Origin of the sequence: Kitasatospora sp. NPDC051170 (genome assembly GCF_044455705.1) — a bacterium.
GTDB lineage: Bacteria > Actinomycetota > Actinomycetes > Streptomycetales > Streptomycetaceae > Kitasatospora.
The window spans coordinates 289,691-304,910 of the sequence record NZ_JBITFA010000001.1 but is presented as its reverse complement, the minus strand read 5'-3'; the positions used below and the strand labels follow the sequence as shown (position 1 = coordinate 304,910).

Here is a 15,220-nt window from a genome sequence, read left to right as displayed (position 1 = left end):
CGGCTGCTCACGTCTGCGCCAGCGGTGCCTTCCAGACCAGCCGGGTCCCGGTTTCCTCCGGCGTCTGCAGTTCGAACGTGCCGCCCACCTTGCCCGCCCGTTCGGCGAGGTTGCTCAGCCCGCTGCGGCGGCCGGCGGCCGGGATGCCGGTGCCGTTGTCGGCCACCACGAGGACGACGTCCGTCCCGGTGGCCCGCAGGACGACCTCCACCCGGTCGGCGCGGGAATGCCGCGCGGCATTGCTCAGCGCCTCCCGGAGCACGGCCATCACCTGTTCGGCCAACTCGGCGGACACATCGGTGTCGAGCAACCCCTCCATGCTGAGCTGAGGTGCGAAGCCGAGCGCCTCCTGCGCTTCCCCGACGACCAGGGCGGCTTGAGCGCGAAGGCTGTGGGTGGCGTCCTGGTCACGGGCGCGCAGGCCGAAGATCGTCGACCTGATGATCTTGATGGTCTCGTCCAGATCGCCCACTGCGCGCACCACCCTGTCCGCCGCGCCCGGGTGCTCGATGAAACGGGCGGCGCTCTGGAGAGTCATCCCGGTGGCGAACAGTCGCTGGATCGCGAGGTCGTGCAGGTCACGCGCGATGCGGTCGCGGTCCTCCAGCAGCGCGAGCTGCTCGGCGTCGCTGCGGCGCGCGGCCAGCTCCAGGGCCAGCGCCGCCTGGTCGGCGAAACCGAGCAGCGGCCCGATCTCCTCCGTGGTGAACGCGGGCTGCCCGGACGGCCGCGCGAGCAGCAGGACGCCCTGGACCTGGCCGTCGGCGGCGCCGAGCGGGACCGCGACCGCCGGGCCCAAGCCGTCGAAGCGTCGCGGCCCGGCAGCGAACCGGGGGTCCGTGTGAAGGTCGGTACTGGTCGCCGGTGCCCCGCTGGTGTACGCCGCGCCGGACAGGGTGCCCTCGGCCGGGACCGTCAGCCCCAGCCTTCCGGTGGCGTCCGAGCCGACGGCGAGTTCGACCGTCAGCCGGTCCGTTCCGGGCAGCGGCACGGACACGTCGGCGAGCTCCGCCCCGGTGATCTCCCGGGCGCGCTGGGCGATCAGCTCCAGCACCTCTCCACGCGGGCTGCCTGACAGCAGGCCCCGGGTGATCTCCGCGCTGGCGCGCAGCCAGCGCTGCTGACGCTGCGACTCCTCGTACAACCGGGCGTTGTCGATGGCCACGCCCGCCGCGACCGCCAGGGTGGTGATCACCGTCTCGTCGTCCGAGTCGAACTGAGCGCCGCCGTGCTTCTCCGCGAGGTAGAGATTGCCGAACACCTCGCCACGGATCCGCACCGGGACCCCGAGGAAGGTGTGCATCACCGGATGGTTCGCCGGAAAACCGTAGGACGAGGCGTGTGCGGACAGCTCGGCCAGTTGCAGTGGCTCCGGATGCCGGATCAGTTCACCGAGGATGCCCTTGCCCGTGGGGTACGGGCCGATCTCCGCGATCTCCTCCTCCGACATCCCGACCGTGTGGAACTGTGACAGGCTCTGCCCGTCCGGTCCGATCACGCCGAGTGCCGCGTATCGGGCGTCCACCAGGACGGCGGCCGCCTCCACGATCCGACGCAGCGCCTGGGTGAGGTCGAGCTCGCGGCCGACGGAGAGTACCGCCTCCAGCAGGTTGTGGACCCGGTCACGGGTGCCGCGCGCGGCGTCGATGCGGGACTGGAGTTCGTCCAGCAGCTCGTCCAGACGCAGCTGTGGCGATGCGGCCTTGTCCCCGCCCACGGGTGTCCTCCTCGACGTGCGTGACCCGTCTCCGCAGGGCCTCGGGTTCACAGTAGCGGCCGGGTGTAGGCGGCGGCAGCCCACCGGTGCTCGGATCGGTCCGCCGCCACCGTGTGCAGCATGCCCGGTGCCCCGTCCTCATCGTCCGCCACGCCCACGACGAAACGGCAGGAACAGGACGTTGACTCGAACCCGCGAACCTCTCGCCCCGCCCGCTGCCGGACAGCTCCGCAGACCGGCAGGAGTCCACGGTGTTCGCCCGGGTCTCACCGGAGGACAAGGCCCGGATCGTGCGGGCACTGCGACGGCGCGGACGGGCCGTCGGATTCCTCGGCGACGGCGTCAACGACGCGCTCGCGCTGCACTGCGCCGACATCGGGCTGTCCGTGGACCCCGCAGGAGCCTGCCGGTCTTCGGCGACCCCACACGTGCCGTGCCCGTTGCCGATCCGGACAGCGGATCCCTGCACATCTCCGGCTCGGCGCTGTTCAACCTGAAGACGGCCGGCCGGCACCGAGGGGCTGACGGGGCGATGGCGTGAGCCACCCGTCGCCGAACCATGGGCCGGCGGTGTCCGCACCCTGTGCTGGAGGTTCAGGTCCCTCTCGCCCCGGTCGGAGCCGAAGGCGGGGTCACGAGGCCGGGCGGCCTGTGGTGGCGTGGGCGGCCAGGGTCTGACTGGCGATGACGGCGGCTTGGACGCGGCGCTCGACGCCGAGCTTGGCCAGCAGGCGGGAGATGTGGTTCTTGACGGTCTTCTCGGCGAGGTAGAGACGCTCACCGATCTGACGATTGGTCAGCCCTTCGCCGATCAGGGCGAGGACCTCCCTCTCGCGGTCGGTGAGCTGGGGGAAGTCGGGGGTCCGCTGAGTGGATTCGCCGCGCAGGCGGGCCATCAGCCGAGAGGTGGCGCCGGGGTCGAGCATGGACTGGCCGGAGGCGACCGTGCGGACGGCGGAGACCAGGTCGGTACCGCTGATCTGCTTCAGGACGTACCCGGCGGCCCCGGCCACGATGGAGTCCAGCAGGGCCTCCTCGTCGTCGAACGAGGTGAGGATCAGGCACGCCAGCTCCGGCATGCGTGAGCGCAGCTCCCGGCAGACCGTGACGCCGTCGCCGTCGGGCAGGCGCATGTCCAGGACGGCGACGTCGGGGCGCAGCGCGGGCACCCGGGCCAGGGCCTGCTCGACGGTGCCTGCCTCGCCGATCACGGTCAGGTCGGGTTCGGCGTCCAGGAGATCCTGCACGCCCCGGCGGACGACCTCGTGGTCGTCGAGGAGGAACACCTTGACCGGGGTGTTCGCCTGACCTGCCACGTTCTCCGCCATGCCTTCTCCGTTCGCCTCTGCCCGCTGCCAGGGCGGGGCGGATGAATCCACACGGCAGTGTGCCGCGGCTGTCGATCGGCCGGTAGGGCCGGACGGCCCTACTTCCCCCTGGTCGGTGCAGTGCGGGGTGTGAGTCACCCTGCGGTGGCCGCCTGCAGGTCGTGCTGTTGGAACAGGGCGGCGGTGTGGCGGCGTGGGGTGCTGTCGTCCAGCAGCCCACCCCGAAGGAGTTCACGGACATGCCCAGCACTTCCCGCCCCGCGCGGTCCGCCTGTCCCGTCCCGCCATGGCGCGGCCACCTGCGCCGGGACGGGTTGGAGGTCACCGACGAGGTCTTCGAATCGCCGGCCGCGCTGGTCTTCGACCAGGCCGAGAACCGCATGCACACCATCAAGGCGATCCTCGTCGCGACCCTCGGGAGGGACTGACCATGCGCATCGTCGCCGCCCTCGGCGGGAACGCCCTGCTCCAGCGAGGCGAACACCCCGACGCCGCCGTCCAGTTGCACCACGTCCACCAGGCCGCCGCCTCGCTCGCCGAACTCGTCCTCGCCGGGCACGAGCTGGTGATCACCCACGGCAACGGCCCGCAGATCGGCCTGCTCGCCGTGGAGAGCGAGTGCGATCCGGTCCTGACCGCGCCCTATCCGCTGGACGTGCTCGGTGCCCAGACCCAGGGCATGATCGGCACCCTGCTCGCCCGCGAGCTGCTGAACCGCCTGCCCGGGCGGGCGGTGACCGCGCTGGTCACCCACACCGAAGTCGACCCGCACGATGGGGCGTTCAAGCATCCGACCAAGTTCATCGGCCAGCAGCTCACCGCCGAGCGGGCCCGGCGGATGGAGCGCGAACGCGGCTGGACCACCGCGCAGGACGGCGCCCACCGCCGCCGCGTCGTCCCGTCGCCCCGGCCGCGCGAGGTGCTCGAAGCGCCCGCCGTCCGCGTCCTCCTGGCCGGTGGAGCGGTGGTGATCTGCGCGGGCGGGGGAGGCGTACCCGTCACCCGCAACCCCGACACCGGTCGGCTGACCGGTGTGGAGGCGGTCGTCGACAAGGACCTCACCGCCGCCCTTCTGGCCGAACAGCTGGACGCCGACGCCCTGTTGATCCTCACCGACGTCACCCACGTGTTCACCCGGTTCGGCGCCGCCCACCCCGGTCCGCTGGTCGCCGCGACTCCCGAGCACCTGCGCGCGCTGGACCTCCCGGAGGGCTCCATGCGGCCCAAGGCCGAGGCGGCCGCCTCGTTCGCCGAACGCACCGGCCACCTCGCCGCCATCGGCCCGCTGGACGACGCGCTCGGCACGATCCTCGGCACCACCGGCACCACCGGCACCACGGTCCGCGCGGCCGTGGAGCGCGGAAAGCCGGGCCCTCAGGCCCTGCCTGCGGGACCTTCGGCCCTCGGCGCGCTGCCCGGGCACGCGACAGTCTGAAACCCGACCGGAAGAAGGACCTGATGAACCCACTGCAGACTCACCCCGCAGTCCACATCCAGGTGGAGACCCGGGGCGAGGTGTCGTCGGCCGCGCCCGACTACGCGAAGGCGAAACTGGCGGCCGTGGTCGAGCGGCTGCACGAACCGGTGCTCGCCGCCCGGGTGAAGCTCACGCAGGAGGCCAACCACGCCGTCGTCAAGCCGTCGCTGGCCCAGGCCGTGGTGGACCTGGACGGCAGGCCGGTCCGGGCCCACGTGGCCGCCGCGACCATGCCCGAGGCCATCGACCTGCTCCAGGACCGGCTGACCGCCCGGCTCGCCCGGGTGCGCCAGCACCGGGACCTCCACCGCCGCCCGGCCACCCAGCCGACCGGGCCCAACGCCTGGAGCGACGCGGCGGGCCACGAGCACCGCCCGCACCGCCACGGCCGGTCTCCGGACGAACGGCGGATCGTGCGGCACAAGGCCTACAGCCTCGCCCGCCAGACTCCCTGGGCCGCGGTGTTCGAGATGGAGGCGATGGACTACGACTTCCACCTGTTCACCGACGCCGCGACCGGCTACGACAGCGTCGTCTACCGCGACGAGCACACCGGCGGCCACCGGCTGGCTTCCGCCGGCCCCGCTCCCGAGCGCGCCGAAGGGCTGAGCGTGAGCACGACCCGGGCGCCGGAGCTCCATGTCGCCGAGGCGGTGTCGCGCCTCGACCTCACCGGATGGCCGTTCGTCTTCTTCACCGACGCGGCCACCGGACGCGGCAACGTCCTCTACCACCGCTACGACGGCCACCACGGCCTCATCACTCCCGCGCAGTAGCCGGCGCGGGTACGGTCCGGCGGGCTGTGGGGGCCCGGCCGGGTTGGGGCAGGGGCGATGGCCGGGAGCGGGTGGGGCCGCTCCCGGCCATCCCTGATGCCCGGCCATCCCTGATGCGGACCCACACGAATCCACGAACGGCCCGCCACCGCAACCGCGGTGGCGGGCCGTTCGTTCGGAATTGCCGTTGAAGACGGCGGGACGGCCGAAGTCGGGGGCCTTGCGCGAGAGCGTCTCCCACAGCGTCCAGCCGCCGTCGCGCTTGTCGCGGACCAACTCGGCAACCGTGTCGTCCGTCACCGTGACGCCGTGTTCGAACCGCACCCCGTGCTCGGTCAGCCACCGAATGAGTGGCCGCACGATCGAGTCGTACTGGTTCAGCCGGGTGCGGCGGACCCCGGAGAGGGTGTGGATGTGCGGGAACTCCTGCACGAAGCACAGGAAGTACCGCTTGAGCTCGATCGCGCTGTGCCAGTTCTGGAAGGCGAAGGTGGTGCGCCACATCGCCCAGAAGTTGGTGGCGAAGAAGTGATCGGAGAAGAACTCGTCGACCCGCCGGGAGCCGATCACCGACTCGGGCAGGGCCAGCAGGCGGGCGAGTCCGATCCGGTCACGGGTGTCCAGGCCGAGCTGCGAGGCGTCCAGAATCCGGTGCCGCGCGAACAGGTCGTGATCGGGGTGGACACACGGCGGCCGGCCGAGGCCGCGCTCGACTTCGCCTTCGACGCCGCGCGCCGCTACGGGCTGCCGGTGCGGGCCCTGCACGCGTGGGCACCGGTGGATCCGCCGGTGCGCGCGAAGTCCCAGCTCGCCGAGCACGACCTGCTCGACCGCGCGATCGCGCCGTGGCGGGCCGCCCACCCGGACGTGCAGGTGGTCGCGGACGCCGAGCCGGGTGGCGCCGGGCAGTTGCTCGTCGATGCCTCGGCCAAGGCGCGGCTCCTGGTCCTGGGGCAGCGCCACGCTGCGTCGCTCGGCCACCTCGGGCCGGTCGCGCATGCCGTACTGCACCACGCCGCCTGCCCCGTGGCGCTGGTACCGGAGTCGTGACGACGGATCCGCGGAAAGCACCGCGGCGGCGCAGTGGGCGGCTCCTCGGGTCCGTCGCGTCGCGCACGGCGGCCGAGGCACGGCGCCCCGTCGTCCTGGTCCCGGCGGGCGCCGACGGCCGTCCGGGCCCGGGCAGGCGCCGCCGTCCGGGCGCCGGTCGTCCCTTGCCGGACACGCGGTGAGGCCGGCCGCGACGACGGCATCGCGGCCGGCCTGATGTGCTGACGGGGGATCAGCGGAGCCAGGTGTGGTCTCGGACGATCGGAAGGGCGGCCCAGCGGCGGCCCAGGCCCCAGGTGTCGCCGGCGGCCGTGGTGGCGAGGGCGATGAGCAGCAGAGCGTAGATCAGGTGGTAGTCGGCGACGGGGTTGCTGGAGCCGCTGCCCGCTCCGGTGGCCAGGTGGCGGGCGGGCGGCCACTCGGCGGCCCACATCAGGGCCAGCAGCAGGGTGCCGCTGAGGGCGGCGACCTGCAGGGCGATGCCGCCGATGAGGGCGAGGCCGATGCCGAGCAGGCCGAGCATGAACAGCCAGTCCGCCCAGGCATGCCCGGCCCAGTGGTGGAACGTTGACTGGAGCGGGCCGGCCGACACGTGGCTGAGGAAGCCCTTGGCCGGAGAGGTGCCATCGAGCCAGGAGTTCGCGTTCCTGGTGGCGTAGCCGAGGCCGAAGGTCTTGTCGAGGAAGGCCCAGAGGAAGACGAAGCCGAGGCCGATCCGGGCGGTGGCGAGGGCCCGCGCACCGGTGGTGGTCACCGAGGTGCTGCGCGCCGCGTCACGGGCGGCGTGCGCGGAGGTGTGGCGGCGGAGCCCGGTGCCGAACCGGTGGGCGAGGCGGGGAGTGTGCGTGTGGTGAGCGGCCATGGTTTGCGGCCTTCCTTTCCCAATTCCGTTGTGGATGTGGTGTGTTGTTCCTGGCTCAGTCTGTTGCCGGGCGGCTGGAGGTGGTCAGGTGCCGAAGGTCCCGGCTGCGGGTCCGAAGGGCCGGGCCGCTTGGGGACGGGAATGCCGAGGGACCGGGTGCGGCCTGCGCCCGGTCCCTCGGCCCCTTCGGGGCGGTTACTTGCGGTGCGCGACGCCGCCCACGACGGCCAGGGTCGCGGAGGAGAGGAACGCCTCGTCCAGGCCGGGCATCAGTGCGAGGCGTTCGCACAGCTCCGCGCGGCGTGTGGTGGCAGTGCCCTGGAGGTCGCCGAGAAGTCGCAGCGTCTGCGCACCGGTCAGCTCCGGGTACAGCCGCAGCTCGCCGGGCAGGTAGCCCAGGTGCGGGGGCGGCCAACTCGATCGCGGGCCCGTCGTGGTCCATCCGACACCTCCCGAATCATGCCCGGCGAACATCACGCTCACCGTGGTTCTGCCCTGCCCTGCCCTGCACCGCCCTGCACAGGCGGACAGGACGACAGTGCTCCACCGGTCGGCGCCGACGGCAGGGCCTGATGGGCCCCTCCAGCGAGGCAGTCGGTCCTCCGCGGTCCCGGAGTTCGGGCCCGCCGCCTCTCGCGCCGGCAGCGGTCGGGCTGAAGGTCCCGGCGGCCATGGCCCCCACGGCCCTTCGCTCCCAGCGGCTGGAAACCGAGGCTTGAAGCACTGGCGCCGCGTCCGCCGGTCCGCCCCGGCCGTCCGGGGCGCCGCCGACGGACGCGCCCCGTCCACACATGACAGGAGAACCGAGAATGCGACACCGGATCGTGGGAGAGCTGATGACCTCGGCCGTCGTGCACGTAGGGCCCGACACCGGCTTCAAGGAAATCGCCCGACTGCTCGCCGAGCACGACATCACCTCCGTGCCCGTCCTCGACGACCAGGACCGGCCGATCGGCCTGGTGTCCGAGGCCGACCTGCTGCTCAACGAGGCCGGCCAGGAGGACCCGGCGGGACTGCTGCTGATCCCCAGCCTGTCGCCCGCCGAGCAGGCCAAGAGCCGAGCTGCCACCGCTGAGCACCTCATGACCAGCCCGGCCGTGTGCGCCCGGCCCGAATGGACCGTGGTGGAGGCGGCGCGCCTGATGCAGCGTCAGTACCTCAAGCGGCTCCCCGTCGTCGACGAGGCGGGACGCCTGGTGGGCATCGTCAGCCGCAGCGACCTGCTGCGCGTCTTCCTGCGCCACGACCGTGCGATCCGCGAGGAGATCCGGCAGGACGTCCTCTCCCGCACCCTGGGCATCTCCCCGGACAGCATCGACGTCCAGGTGGCCGACGGACAGGTGACGCTCACCGGCACCGTCGCCCACCGCAGTCTGGCGCCGGTCGTGGAGCGGCTGTGCCGGGGAGTTGACGGCGTGATCACGGTCACCAGCTGGCTCGACCACCGCACCGACACCACCGTCGCCCCGCACCCGGCCCGCTGGGAGCGCACACCGGGCGCATCCGGTTCGCCGCGTCCCGCAGCAGCAGGGCGGCCGGGCACCGCGTACACCGCGTACACCGCTTACACGATGGGTGTACGCGGTGCACGCGGCCACCGCGAGCACGATGGCGGTCGCCGTGAACGGCGTGGCCATCCCGTCGGCCTTCGCTCGACGGTGCGGCAGGGCCCGGTACGGCCCGGTCAGTGGGTCCGGGTCCAGGTGGCGACCTCGGGCAGGTCGGTGCCGTGTTCGCGGATCCGGACGTCGCGCCGGGCCGCCCGATCGCCACGGGCGTCTGCGCCGTCTACCGGCCCTGAACGGGGGTGCCGGGCGCCCGGCGGACCGGGAGCAGGCCCCGGAAGGGCTCAGTGGGGGTTGCCGAGGGCGAAGAGCAGGATGACGAAGCCGGCGAACAGGTGGGTGCCGAGGACGTAGATCGAGGCGCGGATGAGCATGGCCTTGCGACGAGCCTTCTCGTCGCTGGTGCTGTCACTCATCGGGACTCCCGGACGGGCTGCGGCGGGGTGGTCTGTTCGGGGCGGTCTCGTGGTCACCGAGAAGTTCCTGTGGCGGTGAGAGGGTCTTGGGTGGAGAGGACCTGGTGGCCTGTCAGGTGCTTGCGGGCGTAGGCGATGGCGTCCGGGGTGGTGTCGAACACGTGGCCGTCGGTGCGGAGCCGGTCGAGGATGCCGAGGGCGTCGAGCGTGCGGTGGTGTTCGTCGCGGATGCCGGAGACGAGCACGAGGGTGCCTCGGCGCTGGAGTTTGGTGATGGCGTCGCCGAGGACGGTGGCGCCGCTGGCGTCGATGGCGCTGACCCGGGACATCCGCAGGATCGCGACCTTGACCTCGGCGGATTCGGTGAGTTCCAGCAGGAAGCGGTGGGCGGCGGCGAAGAGCAGCGGGCCGTCGATGCGGTAGGCGACGATGTGCTCGGCGAGCAGCGCCTGTTCCTCGGCGTGGTGGTCGGCCGGGGGTAGGTCGGCGTGCAGGGGGACCTGCTCGACGCGGGCGGCCTTCGCGACTGCGGCGAGGGCGAGCGCGCCGGAGACGAGCATGCCGATCACGACGGCGGTGACCAGGTCGAAGGCGAGGGTGGCGGCGGCGGTCAGGAACAGGACGGAAGCCTCTCCGCGCCCCGTGCGGGCCAGCGCGCGCAGCGAGCCGACCTCGACCATCCGTACGGCGGTGGCTATGAGCACCCCGGTGAGGGCGGCCAGCGGGATGCCGGACACCAGCGGCGCGGCGGCGAAGACGATCGCCGCGAGCACGCCGGCGTGCACCAGCGCCGCCAGCCGGGAGGCCGCGCCGGAGCGGACGTTGACGGCGGTGCGGGCGATGGCGCCGGTGGCGGCGACGCCGCCGAACAGCGGGGCGGCGAGGTTGGCCAGGCCCTGTCCGAACAGTTCGCGGTCGCTGTCGTGGCGTTCGGAGACGCTCATCGCGTCGGCGGCGGTCGCGGACATCAGCGATTCGAGGGCGGCCAGCGCGGCGACGGCCAGCGCGGAGGGCAGCAGGGCGGGGACGGCGGAGAGGTCCAGGAAGCCCAGCGAGGGCATGGGCAGGCCGGCGGGCAGGTGGCCGATGGTCGCCACAGGCAGGTCGGCCAGCTGCGCGACAAGAGTCGCGGCGACGACGGCGATCAGCGAGAACGGCAGCGCGGGCCGCAGCCGTACGCCGATCAGCATGACGGCCGCGACGCCCAGGGCGAGCGCGAGCGCCGCCCAGTGCGGGGCGGTGGCGAAGTCGCCCACGGCCTTGGCCGCGACGACGGCCGGGTTGTCGCCCTCGGGCTTCTTCACCCCGAGCGCGCCGGGCACCTGCTGCAGCGCGATGACGCCGGCGATCCCGACGGTGAAGCCCTCCACGACCGGGACGGGCACGTAGGCCATCCAGCGTCCGGCCCGCACCAGCGCCAGCGCGACCAGGACGACGCCCGCCAGCAGGCCGACGGTGAGGACGCCGCCGGTGCCGTAGCGGGCGACGATCGGCACCAGCACGACCGTCATGGCGCCGGTCGGCCCGGAGACCTGGAGGTTGGAGCCGCCGAAGATCGCGGCGAGCGCGCCCGCGACGACGGCGGTCGCCAGGCCCGCCTCGGCGCCCGCGCCGGAGGAGATGCCGAATCCGAGCGCGAGCGGCAGCGCGACGATGGCCACCGTCAGTCCGGCGAGGAGGTCCTTGCGCGGCGAGCGGCCCATGGTGGCGAGGATCTCGCGGTTGGGGAGGACGGACCGCACCCGGTCGAGGACAGCGTGGGCGGCGCTCATGCCCGGACCTCGTGAGCGGTGGCTGAGGTGGGCGCGGTGGGTGTGCTGAGCTCGTTGAGGAGTTGGCGCTGGTCGGTGATCATCTCGCCGAGGATGCTGCGGGCCGCCCGCAGCAGCCCGGCGACGTCCGGCGTGCTGAGCGCGTAGACGACGGTGTTGCCGTCCCGGGTGGCGGTGACCAGGTTGGTGCGGCGCAGGACCGCGAGCTGCTGGGAGAGGCTGGACGCCTCGATCTCCAGAGCCGCGAGCAGTTCGCGCACCGGCAGCGGGCCGTCCTGCAGCAGCTCCAGAACGCGGATACGTGCCGGATGGCCCAGGGTGCGGAAGAACTCCGCCTTCGCCTGGTACAGCGGGACGGCCATGTCTCAGCTCTCTCCTCGCTCTTCCGGCTGGGCGGCGTGCGGGACGTCGATGCCGTGGTCGGCCGCGATCCGCAGCAGGCTCGCCTCGCGCCCGGCATAGGCATGGGCGCCGTCGTCGTCCCCGCACTCGCGAGCCTGGCGTAGGGCCTGTCGGGCCTGGGAGAGCTGTTCGTGCAGCTCCTCGTCGAACGCTGCGGCCATGACCACCCTCCCCGGTCGCCGGTACGACACCGGACGCACCTCATGTCGATCCAACAGCAAGCCAGCATGTATGAATATGAAGAATTTTTCAAATCGCTTGTTTCGCACGTGATGGATTCAGACAGTGACGATCTCTTGTGATCAGTACTCGTCATCGAGCCGCCGGAGCGTCTCGGGTGCCTACGCTCCGTGTGGGTCGGCGCGCAGGGCCGGTCGTGACATGGAGCGGTCGGGAGGATTTGCGCATGGCAGGCATCGACGGGGCACTCAAGGACGCGATGGCGATCGACGGGGTGCTCGGTGCGGCCCTGGTCGACTCGACGAGCGGGATGGCGCTCGGCACGCTGGGCGAGGCCGCGGGCCTGGATCTGCAGCACCCGCACGGGCTGCGCCCACCCGGCACAGGGCGGCACACCACCACTGCCCGTCCCGGGCACGGAGCGGACGGCGCGTTCCTGGACGGTCACCGCAACCACCTGCGCACCGGCCGCATCGAACTCCTCGCCCCGGCCGGCCGATGAATCCCGCGGCATCGGCACCCGAGGCCGCTCGGCCGGTGCGCCCAGGGCCGTTGGGCCCTTGCCAAGCACCGTCGACGCGGCGAACCATCGAATCACCGGCGCTCCCCGCCGGCAGCAGGAGGTGAACCCGCCATGACCACCGAAACCGAGCTCACCGCCGCCGACCTGCGCCTGCTGGCCGAAGCCGGCGGGATGGCCCCGTCGCTGCACAACAGCCAACCCTGGCACTTTCGCCCCACCCCGGACCTGCGCGGCCTGGAGGTTCACGCGGACCTGAGCCGGGCTGTCCCGGCCGCGGACCCGGACGGCAGGGCCCTGCACATCTCCATCGGTGCCGCAGTCTTCAACCTGCGGGTGGCCGCCGCCCACCTCGGCCGCGAGGCCGTCGTCCAGCTTCTGCCGAACGGCGCGGGTACGCAGCCGCGCGCCGTCCTCGGCCTCTCCGCGCCCCTGCGGACGCCGCAGCCCTTCGGGGCCGACCTCTACCCGGCGATCCCCCGGCGCCACTCCAGCCGACACCCGTTCACCAACCGGGACGTCCCCGAGGCGCTCGTGGCCGACCTCATCACGGCCGCCCGGGACGAAGGTGTGACGCTGACCGTGCTGGAGGAACACGGCATGCGCCGCGTCCTCGCCCTCACCTCCGAAGCCGAGGCCCGCATCGCCGCCGACGTCACCCGTGAGGCCGAGACCCACCGCTGGCTGCGCCTCGAACCCTCCTGCGACGGCATCCCGCTCGCCGCCCTCGGCTCGCACGACCGCGATGCCCACCTCCCGATGCGCGGCTTCGCAGGCCACCCGCCGCGCCACACCACCCCGGCCGCGCGCTTCGAGGCCCTGCCCCAGATCGCCACCCTCACCACCCACTTCGACGGCCAGTCGGACTGGCTGCGCACCGGTCAGGCGCTGGAGCGGGTCTGGCTGCTCGCCACCGTCCACGGCCTGCGGGCCTCCGTCCTGCACCAGGCCGTCGAGATCCCCGACACCCGCTGGCGCCTGCGCGACCCGGCCGAGGGGCCCGCCCACGTCCAGTTGGTGCTGCGGCTCGGCTACGGCCCGCCCGGCGCCGCGAGTCCGCGCCGCCCGGTGTCGCAGGTCCTCGACCTGCCGGAGGGATAGCAGCGCCCGGGGTTCAGGTGCTGCCGAGTCCGGCCTCCTCCAGGTCGAGGTCGCGCTGGAGCACGCGCAGGGTGGTGTCGCTGATGCGGTGCTCCTCGTAGAGGCGGCGCAGTTCGGTGTTCTGTACGGCGATGACCTCGCGGCGGAGCTGGCGGTGGGCGGCGTCGGCGGTGGTGCCGTCCGCGGCCTCGGCGGTGCGGTCGAGGCGGGCGGTGAGACTTCGGCGGACGCGGTCGACGGAGGTCTCGGGGACGGCCTCCAGCTCGGAGAGGTGCTCGACGTGGTCGAGGGCGGCGCGGTTGAGCGCGTCGCGGGCGTCGGCCTCCTCGCGGGCGGTGTGCTCGGGTTCGAGGGCGAGTCCGGAGCGGTTGACGACGACGGCGAGGGTGAGGCCCTGGACGACGAGGGTGAACACGACGACCGATGTGGTGAGCACCAGGACGAGCGGGCGTCCGGCGAGGGCGGAGCGGTCGTCGGCGAGGAGCGGGATGGACAGGGCGGCGGCCAGCGGCATGACGCCCCGGGTGCCGGCCCAGGTGACCACCCCGGCGACCCGCCAGGACAGTCGGCCGCGGCTGGGTTTGACGGCGCGGGTCAGCGGCAGGGTCCACAACACGCGGACGCCGATGAGCAGGGCGGCCAGGGCGAGGGCCTGCAGCGGCCACCAGCCGGCGCCGGCGGGCAGGTCCCGGACCAGGGTGGGCAGTTCGAGACCGACGATCGAGAAGACGACGCTCTCCAGCAGGAACACCACCACCGCGTAGACGGCGCCCAGCTGGAGCCGGATGTGCGCGTCGGTGAGCCGGTGGCCGGAGCGGCCGAGCAGGACGCCGGCGACCACGACGGAGGTGACGCCGGAGGTGTGCGCGGATTCCGCCAGGACGTACGCCGCGTACGGGGTGATCAGGGCGATCACGGTCTCCAGGACCGGGTCGGTGGTGCGGCGGCGGATCAGCCACACGGCCCCGGCGACGACGGCGCCGACCACGCTGCCGCCCCCGCCGAGCAGCAGCAGCTCCCCGCCGGCGGAGGGCAGGTCGACGGTTCCGCCCACCGTGACGGCGACGCCGACGGCGACCTTGAACAGGACGAGGGAGGTGGCGTCGTTGAACAGGCTCTCGGCCTGGACCAGCACCTGGATGCGGCTCGGCAGCGCCAGGCGTCGGCCGAGCGCGGTGACGGCCACCGGGTCGGTGCTGGAGAGTACCGCCCCCAGCACGAAGGCCATCGCGGGCGGCAGCCCGGTGACGGCGACGGCCACGAAGCCCACGGCCGCGGCGGAGGCGAAGACCAGCCCGAAGGAGAGGATCGTCACCGGCCGCCACACCGCGCGCAGGTCGCGCAGCGACAGATCCTCGGCGGAGGAGTAGAGCAGCGGCGGCAGCACCACCAGGGCGATGGCCTGCGGCGGGACGTGCAGCGCCGGCACTCCGGGGATCAGCGCGACGCCGATTCCGGCCAGGACCAGCAGCGAGGGGGCGGGTATCCGCCATCGCCGGGCGAAGGTGGCCACGGTCGTGGCCAGAACCACCAGAACGAGAACGATCCCCACGGCGTGCATCTGCAGAAACGACCCATCGCAACCACCGGGGTCGCCGCCGCCCGATCGCCGCGGTCGTCCCCCGAGCCGACCAGACTTCCCGGCACACCGCTGGTCATCTTATCGGTTCGTTTGCGGGGTGGGCAGGGGGGTGGAGGGCGGAATCGGCGCAGGTCACGTGGCCAGTACGCGGGAAGGGAACCGTTCGGTTCCAGGCGCCGGAGGGCGGGGCGTACCTGGTGTCGATGTACCTGTCCCGGTCCGGGACGCCGGGCGTTCAGGTGATGGTCTGCTACCCGCCCGGGCGCCCGAAGGAAGCCCGGGAGGCCGGCGGATGGGTCGGTTGGGTGTCCCCGCTCATGGGTTTCGTCGTGGGGACCTTCTTCGTCGTCGCCGCTGTGCTCATCCTCTCCGGCACGGTCCCCACTTCTCCGGTACCCCCGCGCTGACGGTCTCGTCCCTGGGAGTGTTGCCGGGGGTGGGCGAAGAAGGGGAACGGCATCCCGGCGGTCCT

At 72.9% G+C, this 15,220-nt stretch carries 14 protein-coding genes and 4 pseudogenes; 8 read left to right on the top strand and 10 right to left on the bottom strand.

What is annotated here, in order from left to right; translation table 11 throughout:
* Nucleotides 1-7: 7 nt before the first annotated feature.
* A complete protein-coding gene (locus ACIBCA_RS01420) occupies nucleotides 8-1,717 on the bottom strand; it encodes a GAF domain-containing protein (RefSeq protein WP_396280709.1) in 1,710 nt (569 codons plus the stop codon).
* 245 nt (nucleotides 1,718-1,962) lie between these two features.
* On the opposite strand from ACIBCA_RS01420, the pseudogene ACIBCA_RS01415 reads away from it, so the two are divergent.
* A pseudogene (locus tag ACIBCA_RS01415) lies at nucleotides 1,963-2,115 on the top strand (HAD family hydrolase); the annotation flags it as partial.
* Between the two features lie 234 nt (nucleotides 2,116-2,349).
* Here ACIBCA_RS01415 and ACIBCA_RS01410 read toward each other — a convergent pair.
* A complete protein-coding gene (locus tag ACIBCA_RS01410; protein ID WP_396280707.1) occupies nucleotides 2,350-3,045 on the bottom strand; it encodes a response regulator in 696 nt (231 codons plus the stop codon).
* A 308-nt stretch (nucleotides 3,046-3,353) separates the two neighbouring features.
* Between ACIBCA_RS01410 and ACIBCA_RS01405 the strand changes: the two are divergent.
* The 3 genes and pseudogenes from ACIBCA_RS01405 to ACIBCA_RS01395 form a co-directional block, all read left to right on the top strand.
* Nucleotides 3,354-3,473, top strand: a pseudogene (locus tag ACIBCA_RS01405) (ornithine carbamoyltransferase subunit F); the annotation flags it as partial.
* A 2-nt stretch (nucleotides 3,474-3,475) separates the two neighbouring features.
* Nucleotides 3,476-4,480 (top strand): carbamate kinase, encoded by a 1,005-nt coding sequence (locus ACIBCA_RS01400; RefSeq protein ID WP_396280705.1) that lies wholly within the window; start codon nucleotides 3,476-3,478, stop codon nucleotides 4,478-4,480.
* Nucleotides 4,481-4,503: 23 nt separating this feature from the next.
* Nucleotides 4,504-5,298, top strand: a complete 795-nt coding sequence (locus ACIBCA_RS01395) for an HPF/RaiA family ribosome-associated protein (RefSeq protein ID WP_396280703.1) — start codon at nucleotides 4,504-4,506, stop codon at nucleotides 5,296-5,298.
* Between the two features lie 348 nt (nucleotides 5,299-5,646).
* Here the strand turns inward: ACIBCA_RS01395 and ACIBCA_RS01390 are convergent.
* Nucleotides 5,647-6,063 (bottom strand): annotated as a pseudogene (locus tag ACIBCA_RS01390) (oleate hydratase); the annotation flags it as partial.
* Between ACIBCA_RS01390 and ACIBCA_RS01385 the strand changes: the two are divergent.
* Entirely contained in the window at nucleotides 5,950-6,348 is a 399-nt protein-coding gene (locus ACIBCA_RS01385; protein ID WP_396281219.1) for a universal stress protein, read from the top strand. The pseudogene ACIBCA_RS01390 and the gene ACIBCA_RS01385 sit on opposite strands and share 114 nt — an antisense overlap.
* Nucleotides 6,349-6,580: 232 nt before the next feature.
* On the opposite strand, the gene ACIBCA_RS01380 is transcribed toward ACIBCA_RS01385, so the two are convergent.
* On the bottom strand, nucleotides 6,581-7,210 hold the full coding sequence (locus tag ACIBCA_RS01380) for a hypothetical protein (RefSeq protein ID WP_396280701.1): 630 nt from the start codon (nucleotides 7,208-7,210) through the stop codon (nucleotides 6,581-6,583).
* A 195-nt stretch (nucleotides 7,211-7,405) separates the two neighbouring features.
* Nucleotides 7,406-7,693 (bottom strand): hypothetical protein, encoded by a 288-nt coding sequence (locus ACIBCA_RS01375; RefSeq protein WP_396280700.1) that lies wholly within the window; start codon nucleotides 7,691-7,693, stop codon nucleotides 7,406-7,408.
* A 326-nt stretch (nucleotides 7,694-8,019) separates the two neighbouring features.
* Between ACIBCA_RS01375 and ACIBCA_RS01370 the strand changes: the two are divergent.
* Nucleotides 8,020-8,676: pseudogene (locus ACIBCA_RS01370) on the top strand (CBS domain-containing protein); the annotation flags it as partial.
* Nucleotides 8,677-9,059: 383 nt separating this feature from the next.
* On the opposite strand, the gene ACIBCA_RS01365 reads toward ACIBCA_RS01370, so the two are convergent.
* From ACIBCA_RS01365 to ACIBCA_RS01350, 4 genes are read right to left on the bottom strand one after another with little or no spacing between them, the layout of a single operon-like run.
* Nucleotides 9,060-9,191, bottom strand: a complete 132-nt coding sequence (locus ACIBCA_RS01365) for a DUF6126 family protein (RefSeq protein ID WP_396280698.1) — start codon at nucleotides 9,189-9,191, stop codon at nucleotides 9,060-9,062.
* A gap of 53 nt (nucleotides 9,192-9,244) precedes the next feature.
* On the bottom strand, nucleotides 9,245-10,963 hold the full coding sequence (locus tag ACIBCA_RS01360; RefSeq protein ID WP_396280696.1) for a SulP family inorganic anion transporter: 1,719 nt from the start codon (nucleotides 10,961-10,963) through the stop codon (nucleotides 9,245-9,247).
* Nucleotides 10,960-11,325 (bottom strand): ArsR/SmtB family transcription factor, encoded by a 366-nt coding sequence (locus ACIBCA_RS01355; protein WP_396280695.1) that lies wholly within the window; start codon nucleotides 11,323-11,325, stop codon nucleotides 10,960-10,962. The genes ACIBCA_RS01360 and ACIBCA_RS01355 overlap by 4 nt, the downstream gene beginning before the upstream one ends.
* A 3-nt stretch (nucleotides 11,326-11,328) precedes the next feature.
* Nucleotides 11,329-11,526, bottom strand: a complete 198-nt coding sequence (locus ACIBCA_RS01350; RefSeq protein WP_396280694.1) for a hypothetical protein — start codon at nucleotides 11,524-11,526, stop codon at nucleotides 11,329-11,331.
* A gap of 245 nt (nucleotides 11,527-11,771) precedes the next feature.
* On the opposite strand from ACIBCA_RS01350, the gene ACIBCA_RS01345 reads away from it, so the two are divergent.
* Both ACIBCA_RS01345 and ACIBCA_RS01340 read left to right on the top strand, forming a co-directional pair.
* The gene (locus ACIBCA_RS01345) at nucleotides 11,772-12,047 is read left to right on the top strand and encodes a hypothetical protein (RefSeq protein WP_396280693.1); all 276 of its coding nucleotides are present in this window, start codon (nucleotides 11,772-11,774) and stop codon (nucleotides 12,045-12,047) included.
* Nucleotides 12,048-12,179: 132 nt separating this feature from the next.
* A complete protein-coding gene (locus tag ACIBCA_RS01340; protein WP_396280692.1) occupies nucleotides 12,180-13,166 on the top strand; it encodes an Acg family FMN-binding oxidoreductase in 987 nt (328 codons plus the stop codon).
* 13 nt (nucleotides 13,167-13,179) lie between these two features.
* Here ACIBCA_RS01340 and ACIBCA_RS01335 read toward each other — a convergent pair whose 3' ends face one another.
* Nucleotides 13,180-14,727, bottom strand: a complete 1,548-nt coding sequence (locus ACIBCA_RS01335) for a Na+/H+ antiporter (RefSeq protein WP_396280691.1) — start codon at nucleotides 14,725-14,727, stop codon at nucleotides 13,180-13,182.
* Nucleotides 14,728-15,220: the final 493 nt, after the last annotated feature.